The following is a 20,909-nucleotide window of genomic DNA, read 5'->3' as shown; positions in this document are numbered from 1 at the left end:
ATGCCCCGCGTCGCCTTCATCGGGCTTGGACGGATGGGCCATGGCATGGCCGGCCGCTATCTCGATGCCGGCTTCACGGTGACGCTGTGGAATCGCAGCAAGACAAAAGCGGAAGACCTGATCGCGCGCGGCGCGCATTGGGCGACCTCGCCTGAGGATGCCGCGATCGATGCCGATGCGGTCGTGACCATGGTCGCCGACGACGAGGCCTCGCGCGCGGTCTGGCTGGGGCCGAAGGGCGCGGCCAAGACGGCCAAGGCCGGCACCATCGCGATCGAATGCTCCACCGTCTCCTATGACCACGCGCGCGAGATGGGCCGCGAACTCAACGCGCGCGGGCTGATCTACATCGATTGTCCCGTGACGGGATTGCCGGATGCCGCGGCCGCCGGAAAGCTGACCTTGCTGGTCGGGGCTGATGCCGCCGACCTCGAACGCGCGCGGCCCTATCTCGAACCGATCGGCTCGACCATCCGCCATTTCGGCGCGGTCGGCTCCGGCACGGTCTACAAGCTCATCAACAATCTGATGGGCGCGATCCAGATTGCCGGACTCGCCGAAGGGCTCGCGATCGCCGAGCAGGCCGGGCTCGACATGACCCTGGTGCTGGAATCGATTCAGGCCGGCGTTGCTGCGAGCCCGCAGGTCCAGCGTCATTCCAAGCGCATGGTCGCCCGCGACTTCAGCGGCGCGACCTTCACCTCGGCGCTGCGGCACAAGGATGCCGCCTACGCCGTGAAGCTCGCCGAGAGCCTGCTCGCCGACAAGCCGCTGGTGGCGCGCGCGGCGGTCGAATCCTATGCGCGGGCGAAAGCTGCGATGCCTGATGACGACGAAGGCAAGATGATCGAGCTGGTGTCGCGGCCGAAGAAGCCGTCTTAGCCGGCCGCATCAATATGGGGCAGCCTCGTTCAGAACGCGGTCTCGGCATTGCCCTCGTCATCGCCGCTGCGATTGCCTGGAGCACCGCGCCGTTCTTCACCCGGCTGCTGCCGTTCGATCCCTGGACCATTCTGTTCTGGCGCGGTGTGTTCGCAGGCAGTCTGATCAGCGTGTTTCTCGTCGCGATGCAGGGCCGCGCCGCCCTGTGGCAATTGGTCGTGCCGGGGAGGGGCAGCCTGCTCGTCGCGTCACTGTCTGCGCTCGGCATGATCTCGTTCATTCCCGCTCTTCAGATGACCAACGTCATGAACGTCGCGGTGCTGATCGCCACCCAGCCCTTCGTCGCCGCCGCGCTGGCATGGCTGTGGCTCGGCGAAGCCGCGACGTGGCGCACGCTGATTGCGAGCCTGATTGCCTTCGCCGGAGTCGTCATCACGGTCGGCGGCGTGCAGGCCGGTGCCGATCTCGGTGGTCTTGCACTGAGTTGCCTCATGGTGCTCGCAATCTCCTCCATGACAGTTGTGATCCGACGTCATCGCCAGACATCGATGGTGGCGGCGGCAGCATTGTCGAATTTCATGGGCAGTCTTGTCAGCCTCCCGTTCGCCCATGACATCGCCCACGTCGGCGGCAACGACCTCGCAATCCTCGCAATGTTCGGCTGCCTTCAGGTCGCGCTCGGCCTGACGTTCTACATGCTCGGCTTACGCCTGCTGCCGTCGGGGCAGGCCTCCCTGATCGCGACGCTGGAAACACCGCTGATGCCGTTCTGGATCTGGGTGGCTTTCCGGGAGGTGCCCGCCGTGCATGCGCTCATTGGTGGCGCCCTGGTGATCGGGGCGGTGGTTGCCGATATCGCGGGGGATGCACGCAAACGCCGATCCTCCTGAGCGGCGTCAACTCGGGAATCGGGTGGCAAAGGGCGTCGCGCCATACTAGGCGGAGGTCAACTGCCGATGTGAGACGCCATGCCCCCGAACGACAACCGGATCGATGCGCGAGACTGGTCGCTGCTCGCCGTGCTCTCGATCCTCTGGGGCGGCTCGTTCTTCTTCAACAGCGCGGGCTTGCGGGAATTGCCGCCGCTCACCCTGGTGTTCCTGCGCGTCGCGCTGGGTGCGGCCGTTCTTTTGCCGCTGCTCCATGTTCAAGGCATCAGCTTTCCCAAGGGCACGTTGGGCTGGAAGCCATTCTTCGTGATCGGGCTGCTCAACAACGTCATCCCGTTCTCGCTGATCGTGATCGGCCAGACCATCATTCCCAGCGGGCTGGCCTCCATCCTGAATGCCACCACGCCGCTGTTCACGGTGACCGTCATGGCGATGGCGGGCGAGGAAGCCCTGCAGATGCGGCGGGTCGCCGGCGTGGTTCTGGGCGTCGTCGGCGTGGTCATCCTGCGCGGATGGGGCATCGAGACGCGGCCGGGGCAGGGGTTCGGCATTCTGCTCTGCCTCGGTGGCGCGTGCAGCTATGGCTTTGCGGCGCTGGCGGCGCGGCGGTTGTTGAAGGACTCAGCTCCGCTGGGAACGGCGACTTTTCAACTGATGGCGTCCACGGTGATGATGGCGGTCGTCGCCGCCGTCATGGAACAGCCATGGCATCTGCCGGCGCCGGGCCTTACAACCTGGCTCGCGGTGCTTGGACTTGCCGGCTTGTCGACGGCGCTCGCCTACATCGTCTTCTTTCAGATCCTGCGCCGTTCGGGCGCGACCAATGTCATGCTGGTGACGCTGCTCATTCCCGTCACCGCCATTCTGTTGGGATGGCTGGTGCTGGGCGAGCCGATCTCCATGCGCGAGATCGCGGGCGCCATCGTCATTGGCAGCGCGTTGCTCGTGATCGACGGGCGCGCTCTAAGGATGTTGCAGCGCGTCGCGTAAGTTCCTGCTCTACCGTTTCACCTCGCGGAAAATCGCGGCGCTTGCCAGCGGCAAGCCACCTTGCGACACTCTCCGCAAAACAAGACTACAAAATACAGGGGAGAGAACGATGCCGGGTCGTCGCAAGAACCTTGCTGCCCTCGCCATGCTTGCTGCCGTAGTGCTGGCCGCGACACCGGCCTCGGCGCAGAAGAAATACGACCCCGGCGCCAGCGACACCGACATCAAGATCGGCAACATCATGCCCTATAGCGGGCCTGCCTCGTCCTATGGCGTGATCGGAAAGACTGAGGCCGCGTTCTTCAGGATGATCAACGACCAGGGCGGCATCAACGGCCGCAAGATCAACTTCATCAGCTATGACGACGCCTATTCGCCGCCGAAGGCGATCGAGCAGGCGCGCAAGCTGGTCGAGAGCGACGAGGTTTTGTTGATCTTCCAGCCGCTCGGCACACCCTCGAACTCCGCGATCATGAAATATATGAACGCCAAGAAGGTGCCGCAGCTCTTCGTCGCGTCCGGCGGCACCAAGTTCGGCGATCCCAGGAACTTTCCCTGGACGATGGGCTTCCAGCCGAATTACCAGAGCGAGGGCCGGATCTACGCCAAATACATCCGCGATAACTTTCCGAACGGCAAGATCGCGGTGTTCTGGCAGAACGACGACGCCGGCAAGGACCAGTTCAAGGGTCTGAAGGACGGGCTCGGCGACAAGGCCGGCATGATCATCGCCGACAAGTCCTATGAGGTCAGCGATCCCTCGATCGACTCGCAGATCGTCGCGCTGCATGATTCCGGCGCGGATATCTTCTTCTCGTGGGCGGCGCCGAAAGGGTCGGCGCAGGCGATCCGCAAGGTCGGCGAGCTCGGCTGGAAGCCAAAATTCTTCCTGGCCAACACCGCGACCTCGGTTGCCTCAGTGCTCAAGCCCGCCGGGCTCGACTATTCCAAGGATATCATCTCGACCGTCTATCTGAAGGACCCGACCGATCCGACTTGGGACAAGGACCCGGCGGTGGTGAAGTGGCGCGAATTCATGGACAAATATTATCCCGATGGCGACAAGGCCAACTCCAACAACATCTACGGCTACGTGCAGGCCGAGGCGATGGCGCAGGTCCTGAAGCAGTGCGGCGACAATCTCACCCGCGAGAACGTCATGAAGCAGGCCGCGAACCTGAAGGATTTCCACACCGACCTGATGCTGCCGGGCATCATGGTCAACACCTCGCCCGATGATTACTTCCCGATCGAGCAGATGCAGTTGATGCGCTTCAACGGGCAGGCCTGGGAGCTGTTCGGCGACGTCATCACCGGCGAAGTCGGCCACGAGCGCAGTCCATAGTCACGGCTGGCTGCGGGCCTGAACCTTTAGGACCATGCCCCCGGCCACGCCGACGCCCAGCACGTACATCCATCCCTCGTGGAAATCGAACAGATGCGAGTTCAATAGCGAGCTCGCGATGTTCTGCGCGACGACCACAAGGCCGATCCAGGCGGCAAGACCCTCGCCCAGGAACAGGCGAAGCTGCGCGATCCACATCGCGTAGAGCAGGGCGACGCCCAAGAGGCCCCATTGCACCGCGACGTTGAGGGTCTGGTTGTGCGGATTGCTGACGATCTCCGCGTCGAGGCTGCTCTCGCCCGTGGCGGCGCGTTCGAACTGGCGCTTGATCGCGCCGGTGCCATGGCCGATCAGAGGGGCTTCGGTAAAGGCATGAAGTGACTTGCGCCAATAGGTCAGCCGCTGGGCGGTCGAGGCGCGGCTGATGTCCTCATGGCCGTGGCGGTATTCGACGGCGATGTCGGTGATGCGCTGGCGCAGATAGGACGAGGTCGTCCAGGCGAGCGCGCTCGCGGCGACCGCGCCCGCGAGCAGGACCAGCGCTGCCCGCCGGCTCAGATGCTTCCAGGCGAACAGGGCCAGCAGCACCGGGATGTAGAGCAGCGCCGTGCGGGCCGAGGCCACGAACACCATGTTGGTCGCGTACAGCAGGATCAATGCGAGGCAGGCGGTCGCCGCGATCGCGCGTCCGCCGCGCCAAAACGTCAGCGCCGGCAGCGCGAGCGTAAAGGCGCAGAGCGTGAATTCCTGGCTCTGGTCGATGTAGTTCTTGACGGGAACGCCTGATGACGCCGTCGCGGCGATCTTCCAGGCGGGATTGAGCAGCACGACCCAGGAGAACACCGCCAGCAGCGCGCAGGAGGCGAGAAAAGCAAGGCAAACCTGGAAGCCGCGCTCGGACCGGCTGAAATGGTAGAGCAGCGGCGGAATCAGCACGAGCTTTGCGACCGGCTTGATCGCATGCAGCCGGTCCGGCCAGGCGCCGTCCGACCACAGCACGCCGAGGAGTGCGAGCAGCAGGAGCGCGAACGGCAGGGCAAACGCCGGCCGCGTGAGCTCGTACGCATAGTCGCGCCAGTCGATGGTCGGGGTGACCGCCAGCAGCCACAGCCCGACGAAGATCGAAGGTGCCGTTGTGGACCACGGCAGCGATGCCGCGATCAGGATGACGAGCACATCTGCCGCCCGGAGCAGCGCGGCCGAGTTGCGCCAGCTCTGCCATCCTTTCCGGCCGCCTTGCCGATCGGCAGGCCCGGACCACGCAGCGGATTCGGCCGTCATCCGTACGATGCGAGCGGTGCGGCGACGAGGCTTTCCGTGCGCATCTCGCGCCCGAGGAAATCGCGGGCCTGGGTCTCATAGCCAAAGCGTTCGGCAAGCTCGTGGCGCCTCGCGCGGATCTTGCCGCGCCACTCCTCCTGCCGCGTCAGCACGCGGGTGACGGAGGCGGCGATCGAGTCGGTCGAGAACGGGTCGAAATAATCGGCGAGCTCGCCCGCGACTTCGCGGAACACTGCGAGATCCGAGCACAGCACCGGCGTGTTCGCGGCCAGCGCCTCGATGATCGGCACGCCAAAGCCTTCGGCAAGGCTCGGCATGATCAGGCCATGCGCCTCCGCGATCAGGGCGGCCTTCTCGTGCTCGTCGACATAGCCGGCGAAGCGGACGTTCGGCGGGAGGTTGCGCATCCGGCTGATCTCGCCGGCATAGCCGATCACGACGAGATCGGCCTGGGGCACACCACGGAAGGCACGGATGACGGCGGCGACGTTCTTGCGCGGCTCGTTCGAGACGATGACGACGAAGCTCGGCCGCCCCGGACGCCCCGACGGGGCTGGGAGGTGCAGGACATCCGGGGCGTCGAACCGGGTGCGGGGATACACGACCCGCGCCGGTAGGTGCGCAAATTGCGGCAACAGTTCCCTGAACCGCATCATGCTGTAGTTCGAAACGAAGGCGAGCTCGTCGGCCTGGCGCAGGCTGGTGCGGATTCGCGCCAGGAACTGCCGCGTGGCGATGTCGCTGAGCTTGAGATCGGTGAGCGGCAACAGGTCGTGGACGACGCAGATCACCTTGGCGTCTGGCCTGCGCTTGATCGTCACGCGGGTCGGGGTGTCCACGACGATCACGTCGTAGTCGCGCGCATCTATCCGCGGCGGCGGCAGCAGGAAGAAGGCCGAGGAATCCTGATAGTTGAAGAATCCGGGCTCGAGCTGAAAGTCGCCGAACAGTTCGAGGTGGCTCAGATCCGGCGGAATGTATTCGAGCGCGGCGGGCCGGTTCTCGATCAGTCGCGCGTTCAGGCTGCGCAGGCCGATCGCGCGCAGGAGGCAGAGCATGTTGTCCCGCGACAGCAACATGCCGCCCCTTTGGCGGAGCCAGTCGAATTTGCGGCGCGTGCCGCTGAGCGTCACCGGCCCGCTCACGTTGATCTCGTCAAGGAAGCGATAAAGCGCCAGCAGCTCGATGTTGCGCGCCTGCGCCGCGAACAGCTTTGTGCGTCGCTCGCGCCGGCACAGTTTGCGGTAGCGCTTCGAGGTCTCGACCAACAGCGTGAGTTCGTGGCCCTCCGAGGCGAGCGAACGCACCAACTCCCGGGTGAAATGGAAGATGCCGCGCTTGTGGTTTGGTTGTCCGAGCGACTCGGAGACGACCAGGATGTTCTGTTTCATGCGCGTTTCTCGCGGAGCTCGAAAGAGTGCGTTGCCGGCGGCTCGACCGTGACGGTCGAGGCGATGCGGCCGTGATCGAGGTTGATGATGCTGGTGCAGGTGCGGCGCAGCAGCGGCTGGTCGTGCGAGGCGATGATTACGATCGCCGCCTGCGACACCATGTGCAGCAGCCGCTCCTGTGCTTTCTCCGCAAAGTGCTCGTCGACCACGCTGAGCCATTCGTCGAGCAGCAGGATGTCGGCCGGAAAGGCCGTCGCGGTCGCAAACAACACCCGCATCAGCATTCCCGAGGAGAACATCCGCAGCGGCAGCCGCTGCATGCGCGCCTCGAGCTCGGTGAAAGCCCAGATATCGTCGATCACGGCGCGGGTCGGCTTGCGGCCGCTGATCCGCAGCAGCAGCGCGATGTTGTCCTCGGCCACGAAATCCAGGTTGACCCCGGCGTTGAGGCCGAGCAGGGGCACGACGTTGCCCTGGAGCGAGACGCTGCCGCTGCTCGGCGGATAGACGCCGGCGATCAGTCGCAGGAGCGTCGACTTGCCGGAGCCGTTGGGACCGGCAAGCCCGATGCGGCTGCCTGCTTCGGCCTTGATCGTGACATTGTCGACGGCGCGGATGATCCGCATCTCGCCCGGCTCGCGGATGATGTGCCCGAGCAGCCGCCGCTTCAGCGAGAAGTCGTAGGCGCCGTAGAGCGGATAGTCGAGACAGACGTTGCGAAGGTTGATCGAGACCATGCGTCAGATCCAGAATGCGGCTTTGCGCAGGTGGACCAGCGTCAGCACGCTCGCAAAGACCAGGAGCGCCAGCGCGACGAGGACGTAGACGATGCTGACCGGATCGACAGCGCCGCCCGCCAGCGGCTCGCGCCACACCGCGAACAGATGCGTCACCGGATTGAGCCGCATCACCGTCGAGCGGTGGTTGATCATGTCCGACGACCAGATCACGGGCGAAGCGAGAAAGGCGAGCATCAGGGTGGATTCGATGATCGGCTTGAGGTCGCGATAGCGCGTCGCCATGGCGCCGAGAACGAGGCTCAGGGCGAAGGTGCAGGCCACGAACAGCAGCAGACCGGGCAGTGCCGCCAGCGCGTGAGAGAGGTCGTGGGGCGAGAGGAGGAGCCACAGCACCAGCGGAACACAGGCGTTGTGGAGTGCGAACAGCGCCTGGCGGAAGGTGCATTGCAGGAGGAAGATGACGGGCGGCAGCGCGCGGTCGCGGATCAGGCTCGCGGAGTTCTGGAGCGCCGTAGTCGCATCGAGTACCACGCCGTTAAGGAAGGTCCAGGCCGTCATCGACAGCGCCAGCATCGGCAGGCGTGTCATCATGTTGCCATTCGACATCTGGCCGATCACCGAGCCGAGCACGGCGACCACGATCGCCATCTGCAGTGACATCCAGAACGGGCCGAGCAGCGAGCGGACGTAGCGGTGCCGCATGTCGGACCAGGCCAGCGCCGCCGCGATCCGGACCGTGTCCAGCCAGCCGGTCGCTTGCGGCGGCTCGGAGATTGCCGATCGCTCCTCGCTCGGGGCGGCGACAGCGTCGCGGTAGACGGTCTCCATGCCCTGCTTGAAGGCCGTGGCCGAATAGCGGGTGAGGGCGCGCGTGCGCGCCGCAAGTCCCATGCTGCGGCGGCGCTCGGGGTCGCGGATCAGGGTGTCGATCGCCTCACCCAGTTTCTCGGCATCGCCGGGCGGAACGGTGATCGCCTCCATGCCGTGGCGGGCGACGTGCGGCACCGCCGTGTCGAGCGCCGTGTTCACGACCGGCCGGCCGGCGGCCATGGCCTCGAGCTGGACAAGGCCGAAGGTCTCGGCATTGGTCACCGACGGCATCACGAAGACGTCGGCCAGGCACATCAGCTTGATGCGTTCGCAATCGTCCACCGAGCCGAGCAGGCGGACGCGGTCACCGAGGCCGAGCTCCTGGATCAGTTGCTCGAGCCGCGGCCGTTCGACACCTTCACCGATGATCCAGGTTTCGAAATTGTGTGCCGCCGCGGCGCGGATCAGCACGTCGAAGCCCTTGTAGGGCACCAGCCGGCCGCAGGCGAGCACAAGCCGGCCGCGATCATTGACATGGTGCGGCTCGATCTTCGGCCAGTCGTAACCCGTGATGTCGATGCCGAACGGCACGACATGGTATTTGTCCTCGAATTCGCGCAGCAGCGGCGTGTTGTCGACCAGCACGCGGTCCGAGACGATGATCGCCTTGGCGCGACGCAGTGTTCGCCGCATCAGGGGGTCGATGAACCAGCGCAGGCCGGCATGGGTGACGATGTCGGCGTGCCAATGCACCACCAGGGGCCGCTTGGCGCCGAATCCGAAGGCGAAGACGAGGTCGGCGAGCGGGAAGGGGGCGTGAAGCGCGAGCAGGTCGTGCTCGGCGATCTTGCGCCATAGCCGCCAGGGATAGGTGGGAGCCGCGGGCAGCGACAGCACGTTGCCGAACGAGCGGACGCGCTCGACCGGAATGTCGTTGACGACGATCTCGCGCCGCTCGGCCGATTGCGAACAGACCAGCACGGCGGAGGCGAAAGCGTCCTTCAGGCTGGCGCAGATGTCGCGGATCACCGTGAGCGTGCCGCCGAACAGGTCGGGATAGTAGATCTTGAAGATGTGCAGCACCGACGGACGGCGCGGGGACTCGCTGATGTGATGCATGGCAGCGGTCAGCCTGCGAGTAGCGCGGCAACGAACGGTGCGGCCAGCACCGAGATGAAGATGACGCCGCGCAGAAGCGCCGGCAGCATCGGTTCGATGACGCCGCGCCCCCGATCGGGGGCCGGCATAGCACGCAGCGAAATGAAATTGCGGACCAAGCGGTCAGCCATGGGTGTGAGTCCCTTTACGTCGCGCCCTCAGTGGCGTCTCGTATATGTGGGAAAATTTACCACGTCAATCGGAGAGTGGAGAAAAGTGGGATTGTGTCCCACGTGATGCATCGGTACAATTCAGACATGAATGCCAAGTCCGGGTCCAAGGCGGCTGACAGGTCGAGCGCGCCACAGCCGAATGCTGCGGGGAAGCTGCACGCCCCGCTGGCGCGGCTGCTGCGCCCGCTCGTGCGACTGTGCATCCGCAGCGGCATGACCTTTCCGGCGTTGGCGCAATTGCTTCGCGAGCTTTTCGTCAACGTCGCCGAGCACGATTTCGCGCTCGAGGGAAAGGAGCAGACCGACAGCCGGGTCAGCCTGCTCACCGGCATCCATCGCAAGGAGGTGGCGCGGCTGCGTGGCGCAGGCGCGCCGGTGCACGAAGCCCCGGCGGCGGTGTCGCTGACCAGCGCCGTGATCGCGCGCTGGCTCGCCGCGCCGGAGTTCACCGACGCGAAAGGCGAGCCGCTCGCGCTGCCGCGTACGGCCGAGGGCGATGCGCCGTCGTTCGAGCAGCTCGTCGCCTCCGTCACCAAGGACGTGCGCCCGCGTGCGGTGCTCGACGAATGGGTCGACCGCAAGCTCATCACCATCAACGAGGCTGACGAGATCGAGCTGGTCGAGGCCGCCTTCGTTCCGAGCGGCGAGGACGACAGCAAATGGCACTATCTCGGCCGCAACCTGCACGACCACATCGCGGCCGCCGCGCAGAACGTCTCAGGCGCCGCGCCGCGCTTCCTCGAACGCGCAGTGCACTACAACAACATCTCGCCGAAGCTGGCGCGGCGCCTCGAGGCGCGCTCGCGCGAACTCGCCATGGACGCGCTGAAGACCGCCAACCGCGAAGCCAACCGCGCGCTCGCCAAGGACAAGGGCGGCGACGCCCGCTGGAATTTCGGCATCTACATCTATTGCGAGGACGCCGACGAAGAGGGCGAGGCCAAGGAAAACGCTAAGGAAAGCGCCAAGGATAGCGGCAAAGAAGGCGGTTCTTCATGAGCCGGGCGCCGCTCATCTCCCGCCGTCTGCTGCTGACGGGATTCTGGCTCGCCGGCACGGCCATTGCCCACGCGCAGGTCAGGCGCGGCACCGATCAGGGCATCGGCGGCACCGGGATCACGCGAGGCGATGATCACGGCATCGGCGGCACCGGCATCGTCGGCGTGATCCAGCGCTTCGGCAGTATCTACGTCAATGGCGAGCGCATCACCTATGCGAGCGACGTTCCGGTCCGAATCGACGGCGAGGCGGCCAGCGCCAATTCGCTGCGCATCGGCCAGCTTGCGCGCGTGGTCGCGACCCGTCGGGCTGACGGCACGCTGGTCACGCGCAGCATCGCGATCGCGAGCGAGGTCTCGGGTCCGATCGAACAGGTGAAGGGCAACGAGCTGACGGTGCTCGGTCAGAAGATCGTCACCAGCGGCAAGGAGAGCAAGCTCCATGCGGGCGCGCAGGTCGCGGTCTACGGCTTGCGCCGTACCGACGGCGTGATCGTCGCAAGCCTGGTCGAGCCGCGACGCGATGCGGCTGCGCGCGTCACGGGCCTGGTCGAGCGCGGCCCTGACGGTCTGCATATCGGCGGGCTGAGGCTGAACGGTGTCGATCCCTTGCTCGTCGGCCACCGCGTCCAGATCGAAGGCAGCGCAAACCAGGGCGCGATGCAGGCCGCGCGCACCCGTATCGATGATTTTTCGGATCTCGTCGGCGCAAGCCGCCTGTCGATCGAGGCCTATGTGCAGCGGATGGGCGCAAACCTCCAGCTCGGCTCCGGGCTCGTCGCCCGTGACGGCTCGCGTTTCGGGCCCGCGGCCGGCGAAGCCCGCATGGTGGTCAACGGCTCGTTCGATCGCGCGCGCGGCCTTCAGGTCGACTCCGCACAGGCTGTCGGCCAATTCCCGGGATCGCCGACGCAGGGGCCGGGTGGTGCCGGCAATCCCAACCGGTCGCCCGGCGGCTCTATCATGCATCCGGATCGCGGCACCGTGACTCCGGGCGGCGGCCAGCCCGGCGCCCCCGGTGCGCCTGCGCCGGGATCGAGCCCCGGTCCGGCGCCCGGCTCTGCACCGACGGGACCGAGCGGTCCGTCGGGCCCCGGCGGTCTTGGCTCGCCCACTGGTCCCATGGGCCCCGGCGGGTCCATGGGACCTGGCGGTGGAATGGGTGGTGGCGGCTTCGGTGGTCCCGGAGGCGGGATGGGCGGTGGCCGGCGCTAAAGGAACCCAGGTGGAGCGCATGGTGCGGCGAGCCTTGCTTCATCATAGGGCGGCGCGCGGCTCGCCGTTCGTTCCGAGTCCGGCCGCATCGAGTTTCACCGCGTCGTCGCCCGTCGCCGCGGAATGGTCGGCCGCAAGCAGAATGTAGAACGCCGGCACCACGAACAGGGTGAACAACGTTCCAATCGAAAGTCCCGAGGCGATGACCAGCCCCATGTTGAAGCGTGAGGCTGCGCCCGCACCGGTAGCGGTGATCAATGGCATCACGCCGATCACCATGGCCGCTGTCGTCATCAGGATCGGGCGCAGCCGGATCGCGGTTGCTTCGATGACCGCGTCGCGCTTGGAGCGGCCGGCGTGCTGCAGCTCGTTGGCGAACTCGACGATGAGAATGCCGTGCTTGCTGATCAGCCCCATCAGCGTCACGAGGCCGACCTCGGTGTAGATATTGAGGCTCGCGCCCTTGATGCCCAGCATGATGAAGATCAGCGCGCCCGCGATCGACATCGGTACCGAGACCAGAATGATCAGGGGATCGCGGAAACTCTCGAACTGCGCCGACAGCGCCAGGAAGATGATGATCAGGGCAAACCCGAAGGTGGCGGCGAATCCGGATGATTCCTGGATGAACTGGCGTGACTGACCGCCATAGTCGATGGTGTAGCCCTTGGGCAGGGTCCGGTCCGCGATCTCCTTCAGCGTCGCGAGCGCTTCGCCGGTGATCACACCGGGCATGGCCACGCCGGAAATGGTGGCGGCATTGACCTGCTGGAAGTGGTTCAACGATTGCGGAACGGTGGTCGTCTTGAGCGACGCCACCGTCGACAGCGGAACAGACGTGCCGTCCGAGGTTTTGATGTAGTAGTTCAGCACCTGATCGGCGTTCAGTCGCTGGCGCTGCTCGACCTGGGGAATGACCTTGTAGGAGCGGCCGTCCAGGCCGAAATAGTTGACATACCCGCCGCCCAGCATGTTGCCGAGCGCGCCGCCGACGTCACTGAGCTTCAACCCGAGCTGAGCGGTCTTTTCGCGATCGATCAGCACCGTGGTTTGCGGCTGGTCCACCTTCAGGTCGTTGTCGAGGAAGATGAACTTGCCGCTCTTCAGGGCCTCGGCGGTGAACGCTTTCGCGACGCCATCGAGCCGCTCGAACGGGTCCGTGGTCTGGATCACGAACTGGATCGGAAGGCCGCTCGCTCCGGGCAGCGGCGGCAGCTGGAACGCCACGATCTTGGCGCCGGCAACGCCCGCCATCTCCTGCTGAAGCACCGGCTGTAGTTCGGCCGCAGTCTTGTCGCGCTTGTCCCAGGGCTTGAGCACCCAGCCCGCGATCGAGCTGCCCGTGAGATCGAGCTGGAACACGCCGGCGGTTTCAGCATAGGCGGAGATGCGCCGGTAGACCTCGGCGGAATACAGCAACTTCTGCTGTAACGTCGCATTCGGCGCGAGCGTCGACTGCATCAGGATCGCACCCTGATCCTCCTCCGGCGCCAACTCGTTCTTTGAGTTCGAATAAAGCCAGTAGATGCTGCTCAAGACCAGGGCAGCGAATACGACCGTGACCGGAATTGTTGTCAGGCTGCCGGCAAGCAGGCGCCGATATCGATGCTGCAACGCCTCCATGCGTGCATCGATGAAGCCGACGATGCGGTCGTTGAGCGTCGGCTTGCCGGTGTTCGCCGGCTTCAGGATGAAGGCGCAGCACATCGGCGTCAGCGTCAACGCAATGACGGCCGACACGGCAACGGCACCGGCAAGGGTGAAGGCGAACTCGGTGAACAGCGCACCGGTCAAGCCGCCCTGGAAGCCGATCGGCACGTAGACCGCGATCAGCACGATGGTCATGGCCACGATCGGACCCGCAAGCTCGCGCGCGGCCATGATCGCCGCCTGCAACGGCTTCGTACCCTCGGCCAGATGCCGGTTGACGTTCTCGACGACGATGATGGCGTCGTCGACCACGAGGCCGATCGCGAGCACCAGCGCCAGCAGCGTCAGGAGGTTGATCGAGAAGCCTAGCGCCAGCAGCATCGTGAAGGTGCCGACCAGCGACAGCGGTATGGCGATCACCGGAATCAGCACCGAACGCCACGATCCGAGAAACAGGAAGACGACCACGGTGACGATCAGAAGCGCTTCGAGCAGGGTATGGATCACCTCGTCGATCGAGCTGTTCACGAAATCGGTGGAGTCGTAGATGATCTCGGAGTTCAGCCCCTCCGGCTGCTGCGCCTTGATGTCGGGATAGACGGCGCGGACGCCTTTGATGACGTCGAGAAGGTTGGCGTTTGGCGCCACCTGGATGCCGATATAGACCGCGCGCTTGCCGTTGAAGCCGACCGACGAGTCGTAATCCTCGGAGCCCAGCGTAACGTTCGCCACGTCGGACAGCTTGACGTTGGAAGCGCCGGCCTGCTTGACGACGAGGTCGCGAAACTCCTGCAACGACTTCAGGTTGGTCGCGGCCGTCAAATTGACCTGCACCATCTGGCCCTTGGTGGTGCCGAGCCCGGCGATGTAGTCGTTGCTGGACAGCGCGGTCGATACGTCGGATGCGGTCAGCCCGTAGGCGGCAAGCTTGATCGGATCGAGCCAGGCGCGCAGCGCGAAGGTCTTGTTGCCGAGCAGCTCCGCGGTCTGCACGCCGGATACGGCCTGCAGCTTGGGCTGCACCACGCGGATCAGGTAGTCGGTGATCTGGTTCGGCGCCAGCACGTCGCTGCTGAAGCCGAGATACATGGCGTCGATGGTCTGGCCGACCTTGACCGTCAGCACCGGCTGCTGGACGCCGCTCGGCAGCTGATTGAGCACCGAGTTCACCTTGGTGTTGATCTCGGTCAGCGCCTTGCCGGAGTCGAAGTTCAGCCGCAGGTTGACGGTGATGGTGGAGGTGCTGGGCTGGCTGGTCGACGTCATGTAGTCGATGCCATTGGCCTGGGCGATGGCGTTTTCCAGCGGCGTGGTGATGAACCCGGCAACGACCGCCGGATCGGCGCCGTAGTACGTCGTCGTCACGGTGACGATCGCGTTCTGGGTTCGCGGATATTGCAGGATCGGCAGCGAGGTCATCGACTTCAGACCCAGCACCAGGATCATCAGGCTGACGACGATCGCAAGCACCGGCCGGCGAATGAAGATGTCGGTAAAGGACACGTTCTCGTTCCTCACTGATCGGCAGGTGCCGGATTGGGATCGTTCGCCAGGGGAATGGAGTTGTCGACTTTCAGCAGGGTGCCGTTGCGCAGCTTGACCTGGCCCGCGGTGACGACGGTTGCGCCCTGATCGAGACCCGAGATCACCGCCACCTGATCGCCACGGGTGGCGCCGGTCTTGATGAAGGTCTGGCGGGCTATCAAACCCTGCTTGTCCGGTGCGTCGCTCTTGACGGCGAGGAATACCGACTCTCCATAGGTGTTGTAGACGATGGCGGTCTGCGGCAGCGTGAGATAGCTCGTGGGGTGTCCGACACGGACATCGATCCGCGCGAACATGCCGGGCAGGAGCTTGCGATCCGTATTGTCGAAAATCGCGCGGACCTGAACGTTGCGGCTGGCCTGATCGACCTTGGAATTGAACGCCTGCACCACGCCCTTGAAGCTGCGGTCCGGAAAGGCGTCGATGCGAGCGGTGACCTCCTGTCCGACTTTGACCTGGTCGAGTGCCTGTTGCGGCAGCGTGAAGTCGACAAAGAGCCGGTCGAGCGCCTGTAGCGTGACGATGGTGGTGCCCGCGGTCAGATACTGGCCAACATCGACCTGACGCACGCCGAGACGCCCGGCAAAAGGTGCCTTCAGCGTCTTTTGGTCCATGAGCGCCTGCTGCTGGGCGACCAGCGCCAGCGCGTTGCGCTCGTTCACGACATCGCTGTCGACCGTCGCCTGGCTGACCGCATTGATCTTCAGCTGACCCTGGTCGCGCCGCAACGTGATGGCGTAGCCGTCGGCGGTGGCCTGCAACGACTGCAGCTTGGCGACGTCGTCCTGCTTGCGCAGGTCGAGCAACACGTCACCGGCGCCGACATCCTTGCCGGATTCGAAATGAATGCCGTCCACGATGCCTGACTGTTGCAGCGACAGATCGGCGCCGTTCACCGCACGAAACGTGCCGATGGCGGTCAATGCGGATTGCCAGTCGCTGAGCTGCGCGGCGGTCGTCGACACCGTCTGCGGGGGATCGGCGAGCGCGGCCATGGCCTGTTTGATCATGCCGGCGCGGAAGCTGACGAACCAGGCGAGGGCGGCGAACACCGCACCGACGACACACAACATGATAATCATGCGCTTCAACATGGCTTCGGGCTTTCGCATCAGTTGGCGGGCGGGGTCGGCTGAGCCGGCAGGGCCCCCGCGGGGGTGAATATCGCGGCAACGCCCGCGGGCTTTACTTCGGAGGCGGGGGACTCATCGACGCGATTCCACCAGCCGCCGCCGAGTGCCTGGTACAGCGAGACGGTGTCGGCATAGCGCGAGGCCTGCGCCTTCACGCGGTTGATGCGCGCGGTCAGCAGCGTCTGTTCGGCGTTGATGACGGAGATGAACGTGGTGGAGCCGGCCTTGAACTGGGCCTGCGACATCTTCAGGCTCTCCGCGGCGGTCTTCTCCGCCTCGATCTGGGCCTTCAGCAGATCAGCATCCGACTGGATGGCGCGGAGCGCGTCGGCGACATTCTGGAACGCGGTGATCACGGTCGAGCGATATTGCGCGCCTTTCTGCTCCAGTGCAGCGACCTTGGACTCCTTGGTGTGGAACAGCGAGCCGGCATCGAAGATCGGGCCGGTGACACTTGCCGCCACGCTCCAGGCCGCCGATTGCGGGCCGTAGAGTCCCGACAGCGCCAGCGCAGAGCTGCCGCCCGAAGCTGACAGCGTCACGTTCGGCAGCATGTTGGCCGTGGCAACACCGACATTCGCGCTGGCCTGATGCATCTGGCTTTCGGCAGCTCGGATGTCCGGACGCTGCCGCACCAGCAGCGACGGTACGCTGACCGGCAGATCGCGCGGCAGGCGCAGGTTTGCCAGCGGCACGGCCTCGCCTCTGTCCTGGCTCGGCAGTCTGCCGAGATACGCCATCAGCTGGTTGCGATTTTGCGCGCGCGACTTTTGCAGCGGCGGCAGCGTCGCAAGCGTCTGCGCCAGCTGGGCCTTCTGAGTCAGGACATCGCTGTTGGCGACGGCGCCGAGGGCAAACTGCTGTTCGAGCAACGCGACCAGCTGACGCTGACCGTCGATCTGTTCCTGGGTCACGCGAATCTGCGCCGCGTAGGACGCATCGCTGATCGCGGTCGTCACGACGTTTGCCGTCAATGAGAGATAGGTCGCCTCGAGTTGGAAGCGCTCATAGTCCGCATTGGCGAGATCCGCCTCGATCCCGCGCGCTTTGCCACCGAAGATGTCCGGCGTGAACGAAACCGGGACCGAGGTCTTGTAGAGGGTGTACAGCGATGACGGTCCGGTCTGCCCGGACTGTGCCAGCGGCACCTGGCTGCGCGTCGCACTGCCTTCCCCGGTGATCGACGGCATCAGGGCGCTGGTGTCTGCCGCCGCAACTTCGCGAGCCTGGCGCAGCGCCGCTTGCGCCGCGGCAAGGTCCGGATGGTTGTCGATTGCTTCCCGGACGAAGGCTTCGATCTGCCGTGAGCGAAACACCTGCCACCAGACCGCCGGCACGTCCGCGCCGTTCACGATCCGCTGTGCCGTTCCGCCAGGCCCGTCTGCGCCCTTGGTCGCGGAGAATCCGCCCGCAGTGTAGCCGCTGACCGGCGGGGCGTCCGGCGCCTCGAAATTCGGGCCGACGGCACAGCCGGCGAGGGCGATCGCGGCTTGGGCTAACGGTATTATGGCGCCTCTACGGAGGAATGTTCTGAACGGCATCCAAGGCTCATATCGAAACTGAACCGTTCAGTACTTGACCGAGCAAGCAGTTGTTGTCAACGATACTGAACTGTTTAGTTTCGTTGTGTACCGTAAAGAAGTTTTGCTACCTGTGTCGTGCTCAGGGCGTCTCTTCAGTTCTTTCAAGCTGTTGAGACGCAGCCATTGTGCGCGTTGACGCCTACGACACCGATTCGCGAGCCGACGGAGAGTCACCCTTGATCGAAACGATCGCCCATCCTGTTCACGAGAAGGAGAGCGCACCAGCGGGCCGCAAGATGGACATCGTCATCCGAGCGGCGTGGCAGCTTTTTCTCGAGCAGGGCTTTTCCGCAACCAGTATGGACGCCATCGCGAAAGCCGCCGGCGTGTCGAAGGCCACGCTCTACGCGTATTTCCCGAGCAAGGAGGCTTTGTTCGCCTCGCTGATCGTGGCGGAGTGCGAGAGCCTGCAACGCGATTTGCCCGTGCCCAAACTGTCCGCCGGACTGTCTGAGGCGCTGCGGGATTTCGCCAGGCAATACCTCCACACCTTCATCCATCGAAAGGACGTTGCCTTCGTCCGCATCATCGCCAACGAGAGCGGTCGGTTTCCCGTGCTCGCCCGGCTCTTCTATGAAAGCGGACCCGAGGCGACGATTCGGCGGCTCGCTCAATTCCTCGAAGAAGCCAGGGCTGCGAGGGTCTTGGAGTTTGACGATCCGATGGAAGCCGCCAATCAATTCCTGAGCCTGGTCCGCGGCGAACTACCGCTGCTGATTGTACTGGGCCTCAGCGATCTCACGGAGGAGGCGATCGAGCAGGAGATCGAAGCAGGACTCAAATTCTTCCTGAAGGCGTGTCAGCCTCGCGCCTGAAGCGCTCACGAATGTTCAATGAGGGCAGGGGCGCGTTCTAGCCCGCACTGAGACGCACGCCCGCGCGCAGGAACTTCTGCGGGTCGACCGCTTCGCCGTCGATGCGGGTTTCGTAGTGCAGATGTGGACCGGTGGAACGGCCGGTCGAGCCGACGAGACCGACGACCTGGCCGATCTTCACGATCTCGCCGACCTTGACGTTGATCTCGGAGAGATGGCCGTAGCGGGTCGCAAGTCCGTTGCCGTGGTCGACCTCGATCATGCGGCCATAGCCCCCGGACCAGCCGGCCGAGACCACCTTGCCGTTGGCGGTGACGCGGACCGGATCGCCCGTGGCGGCACGGAAGTCGAGGCCGGTATGCATCGCAGGCCGACCCAGGAATGGATCGCTGCGCACGCCGAATCCGGAGGTGAACTCGACCTCGCCGATGACGGGCTTGCGATAGGGCACCAGCGCCAGCGTGCGATTGAGCCGGTCCATCTCGGCGCGGGTGACGTTGATGCGATTGAGCTGCTTCTCGAACGGCCCGGCATTGGGCGTCAGCTTGACGGGCACGAACGGCCCACCCATCGCGGTCCGCGGCACGGCGGCTTCGAGACTGGCGAGGTTCAAACCGAGATCGCTGACCACGCCGCGCATCCGGCGCATGCGCGAATCCATGCCGTCCTCGACGGCGCTGAGCGCCGCCATCTGACGACGCTCGACCTGATCGAGCGAGGTGGTGAGGCGGACCAGGACATTGTCGAAACCCTGGTTCTTGGCGAACTGATTGGCCTGTGGGGCCATGACCGCCGGCGCGCGCGACTCGAGCCGCGCTTCGCGATCCGGCGGCGCCACGAAGATCACGGTGTCGCTGATCGGCGACGGCTTTGGCGTGCCCTGCGTCGTGCTCTGGCCGGCGTCGCCACGCTGCGGGGTCGAACGGGGAATCGAGCCTGTCACGTCAGGCATGGCCCCGAGCGCCGTGGCCCGGGACTCCAGCGCCGTCTGGCGCTTCATGATCTGGTCGAGCTTCTGGTCGAACTGTTCCTGGTCGAGCAGCTGCCGGCTGGTGGTGCGATCGACCTTGGCGCGCAGCTCGGCGATGCGGTCCTCATAGGCGTACTGCATCTCGGCCTGGCGGGCGATCAGCCGGGTCAGGACATCGTCGCGAAAGGCAAAGTAGGTGGCGGTCGCGGCCGACCAGAGTCCGAGCAGCACGACCGTGCCGACCACGATCCAGAACACCACGGGCCCGAAGCGCACCTGCTTGCCGGCATGGACGATGGTGTAGGCGTCGTCGGTCGCGGGCAGGGGAATCGCAATTGCCGCTGTTGCGGCGGCTGGACGGCGATGGAGGGCCCGTCCGTGGTCGTGAGGATGATGTTGGGGGTACTGCGAGTATTGGGCAGAACTTTTCGACATCGGCACTCCCGCGCCGGTCGGATGAGTCCGTACGGCCTAATTGCCGCAGCAATCTGGGCCGGTCATGGTTAATTTTCCGGAAACGGGAACAGTCGTATTTAAAGGTCTGGTTAAAGACTTGTTGCCGCTTCCAGCACCTGGTCGGCATGGCCGTCGACCCGGACGTTACGCCAGATCCTGGCCACTTTGCCGTCGCTTCCGACCAGCACCGTGGTGCGAAGAATCCCGAGGAAGCTCTTGCCATACATGGATTTTTCGCCCCAGGCGCCATACGCCTCCAGCATCTCGTGCTTCTCGTCCGAGATCAGTGGAATGCCGAGGCTGTGCTTGTCGCGGAATTTCTCCTGGGCCTTTAACGAATCCGCGGAAATACCGATCACGGCCGTTCCGGCCGCGGCGAAGGCGTCGGCCAGGCGCGTGAAGTCGATGGCCTCCCTGGTGCAGCCGGGCGTATCGGCGCGGGGGTAGAAGAACAGGACGAGCTTCCGGCCGGCATAATCCGACAGCGTGACCGCGCCGCCGCCGTCGCGGGGCAGGCGGAAGGCTGGGGCCTTCTGCCCCTCGGCCAGGACCTGCCTGGCCGCAGACGCAGGGGCCGATCTGGAGGAATTTAACTGTTTCGATGCGGCGCCATGCGATGCTGCTTTTGCTATGCTCCCGGTTGATTTGCTCGCCGGTGTCCGCTGTGTTTTCGCGGACTTTGTTTGAGTCGCTGCCCGGGTTTTCGAGGCCTTCTTTTTTGCCGCTGTCGTGCCGGAGGGCGTTTTGGACGATTTCTTTTGGGATTTCTTGGACATACGCCTTCCTTTCGACGCTTTCGGCGGGTCAACCAAAGCGGTATTGCAGCTCTCGTCCGGTGTACCGGATTCGCGCCCTCGGCTGGGCAAGTCTGACGACGCCGGAGT

At 64.9% G+C, this 20,909-nt stretch carries 17 protein-coding genes; 7 read left to right on the top strand and 10 right to left on the bottom strand.

What is annotated here, in order from left to right; all coding sequences use genetic code 11:
* The 4 genes from AB5K84_RS25475 to AB5K84_RS25460 all read left to right on the top strand — a co-directional run bounded on the left by AB5K84_RS25475 (window position 1) and on the right by AB5K84_RS25460 (window position 4,107).
* A complete protein-coding gene (locus tag AB5K84_RS25475) occupies window positions 1-882 on the top strand; it encodes an NAD(P)-dependent oxidoreductase (protein ID WP_011087082.1) in 882 nt (293 codons plus the stop codon).
* Window positions 883-896: 14 nt separating this feature from the next.
* Window positions 897-1,772 carry a DMT family transporter gene (locus tag AB5K84_RS25470; RefSeq protein WP_011087083.1) on the top strand — a complete coding sequence of 292 codons (876 nt, stop codon included), beginning with the start codon at window positions 897-899 and terminating at the stop codon, window positions 1,770-1,772.
* A 78-nt stretch (window positions 1,773-1,850) separates the two neighbouring features.
* Window positions 1,851-2,762, top strand: a complete 912-nt coding sequence (locus AB5K84_RS25465; RefSeq protein ID WP_011087084.1) for a DMT family transporter — start codon at window positions 1,851-1,853, stop codon at window positions 2,760-2,762.
* 109 nt (window positions 2,763-2,871) lie between these two features.
* A complete protein-coding gene (locus AB5K84_RS25460; protein ID WP_011087085.1) occupies window positions 2,872-4,107 on the top strand; it encodes an ABC transporter substrate-binding protein in 1,236 nt (411 codons plus the stop codon).
* Here AB5K84_RS25460 and AB5K84_RS25455 read toward each other — a convergent pair whose 3' ends face one another.
* From AB5K84_RS25455 to AB5K84_RS25435, 5 genes are read right to left on the bottom strand one after another with little or no spacing between them, the layout of a single operon-like run.
* On the bottom strand, window positions 4,108-5,388 hold the full coding sequence (locus AB5K84_RS25455; RefSeq protein ID WP_011087086.1) for an O-antigen ligase family protein: 1,281 nt from the start codon (window positions 5,386-5,388) through the stop codon (window positions 4,108-4,110).
* Entirely contained in the window at window positions 5,385-6,779 is a 1,395-nt protein-coding gene (locus AB5K84_RS25450) for a glycosyltransferase family 4 protein (protein ID WP_038966856.1), read from the bottom strand. Before AB5K84_RS25450 ends, AB5K84_RS25455 begins: the two co-directional genes overlap by 4 nt.
* On the bottom strand, window positions 6,776-7,516 hold the full coding sequence (locus AB5K84_RS25445; RefSeq protein ID WP_011087088.1) for an ABC transporter ATP-binding protein: 741 nt from the start codon (window positions 7,514-7,516) through the stop codon (window positions 6,776-6,778). The genes AB5K84_RS25450 and AB5K84_RS25445 overlap by 4 nt, the downstream gene beginning before the upstream one ends.
* A 3-nt stretch (window positions 7,517-7,519) precedes the next feature.
* Window positions 7,520-9,448: a glycosyltransferase gene (locus tag AB5K84_RS25440; protein WP_011087089.1), complete on the bottom strand. Its 1,929-nt coding sequence runs from the start codon at window positions 9,446-9,448 to the stop codon at window positions 7,520-7,522.
* 8 nt (window positions 9,449-9,456) lie between these two features.
* Window positions 9,457-9,618 (bottom strand): hypothetical protein, encoded by a 162-nt coding sequence (locus AB5K84_RS25435; protein WP_165448155.1) that lies wholly within the window; start codon window positions 9,616-9,618, stop codon window positions 9,457-9,459.
* A 126-nt stretch (window positions 9,619-9,744) separates the two neighbouring features.
* On the opposite strand from AB5K84_RS25435, the gene AB5K84_RS25430 reads away from it, so the two are divergent.
* The gene (locus AB5K84_RS25430) at window positions 9,745-10,659 is read left to right on the top strand and encodes a DUF6502 family protein (protein WP_038966857.1); all 915 of its coding nucleotides are present in this window, start codon (window positions 9,745-9,747) and stop codon (window positions 10,657-10,659) included.
* The gene (locus AB5K84_RS25425) at window positions 10,656-11,873 is read left to right on the top strand and encodes a DUF5666 domain-containing protein (RefSeq protein ID WP_011087091.1); all 1,218 of its coding nucleotides are present in this window, start codon (window positions 10,656-10,658) and stop codon (window positions 11,871-11,873) included. The genes AB5K84_RS25430 and AB5K84_RS25425 overlap by 4 nt, the downstream gene beginning before the upstream one ends.
* Window positions 11,874-11,915: 42 nt before the next feature.
* Here the strand turns inward: AB5K84_RS25425 and AB5K84_RS25420 are convergent, their stop codons facing one another.
* From AB5K84_RS25420 to AB5K84_RS25410, 3 genes are read right to left on the bottom strand one after another with little or no spacing between them, the layout of a single operon-like run.
* Window positions 11,916-15,026 (bottom strand): efflux RND transporter permease subunit, encoded by a 3,111-nt coding sequence (locus tag AB5K84_RS25420; protein ID WP_038966859.1) that lies wholly within the window; start codon window positions 15,024-15,026, stop codon window positions 11,916-11,918.
* Between the two features lie 11 nt (window positions 15,027-15,037).
* Window positions 15,038-16,162: an efflux RND transporter periplasmic adaptor subunit gene (locus tag AB5K84_RS25415; RefSeq protein WP_028171251.1), complete on the bottom strand. Its 1,125-nt coding sequence runs from the start codon at window positions 16,160-16,162 to the stop codon at window positions 15,038-15,040.
* A gap of 17 nt (window positions 16,163-16,179) precedes the next feature.
* A complete protein-coding gene (locus tag AB5K84_RS25410) occupies window positions 16,180-17,742 on the bottom strand; it encodes an efflux transporter outer membrane subunit (protein ID WP_011087094.1) in 1,563 nt (520 codons plus the stop codon).
* Window positions 17,743-17,960: 218 nt separating this feature from the next.
* On the opposite strand from AB5K84_RS25410, the gene AB5K84_RS25405 reads away from it, so the two are divergent.
* On the top strand, window positions 17,961-18,599 hold the full coding sequence (locus tag AB5K84_RS25405; RefSeq protein ID WP_038966858.1) for a TetR/AcrR family transcriptional regulator: 639 nt from the start codon (window positions 17,961-17,963) through the stop codon (window positions 18,597-18,599).
* 37 nt (window positions 18,600-18,636) lie between these two features.
* On the opposite strand, the gene AB5K84_RS25400 is transcribed toward AB5K84_RS25405, so the two are convergent.
* Both AB5K84_RS25400 and AB5K84_RS25395 read right to left on the bottom strand, forming a co-directional pair.
* On the bottom strand, window positions 18,637-20,004 hold the full coding sequence (locus AB5K84_RS25400) for a M23 family metallopeptidase (protein WP_171463760.1): 1,368 nt from the start codon (window positions 20,002-20,004) through the stop codon (window positions 18,637-18,639).
* A gap of 110 nt (window positions 20,005-20,114) precedes the next feature.
* Window positions 20,115-20,801, bottom strand: coding sequence for a peroxiredoxin (locus tag AB5K84_RS25395; protein ID WP_011087097.1), 687 nt, complete (start codon window positions 20,799-20,801; stop codon window positions 20,115-20,117).
* Window positions 20,802-20,909: the final 108 nt, after the last annotated feature.

It is taken from the genome of Bradyrhizobium sp. 1200_D9_N1_1, from assembly GCF_052075915.1.
In the GTDB taxonomy this organism is placed as follows: domain Bacteria; phylum Pseudomonadota; class Alphaproteobacteria; order Rhizobiales; family Xanthobacteraceae; genus Bradyrhizobium; species Bradyrhizobium diazoefficiens.
The sequence above is the reverse complement of the archived record's forward strand: the minus strand, read 5'-3'. Positions and strand labels throughout refer to the sequence as shown.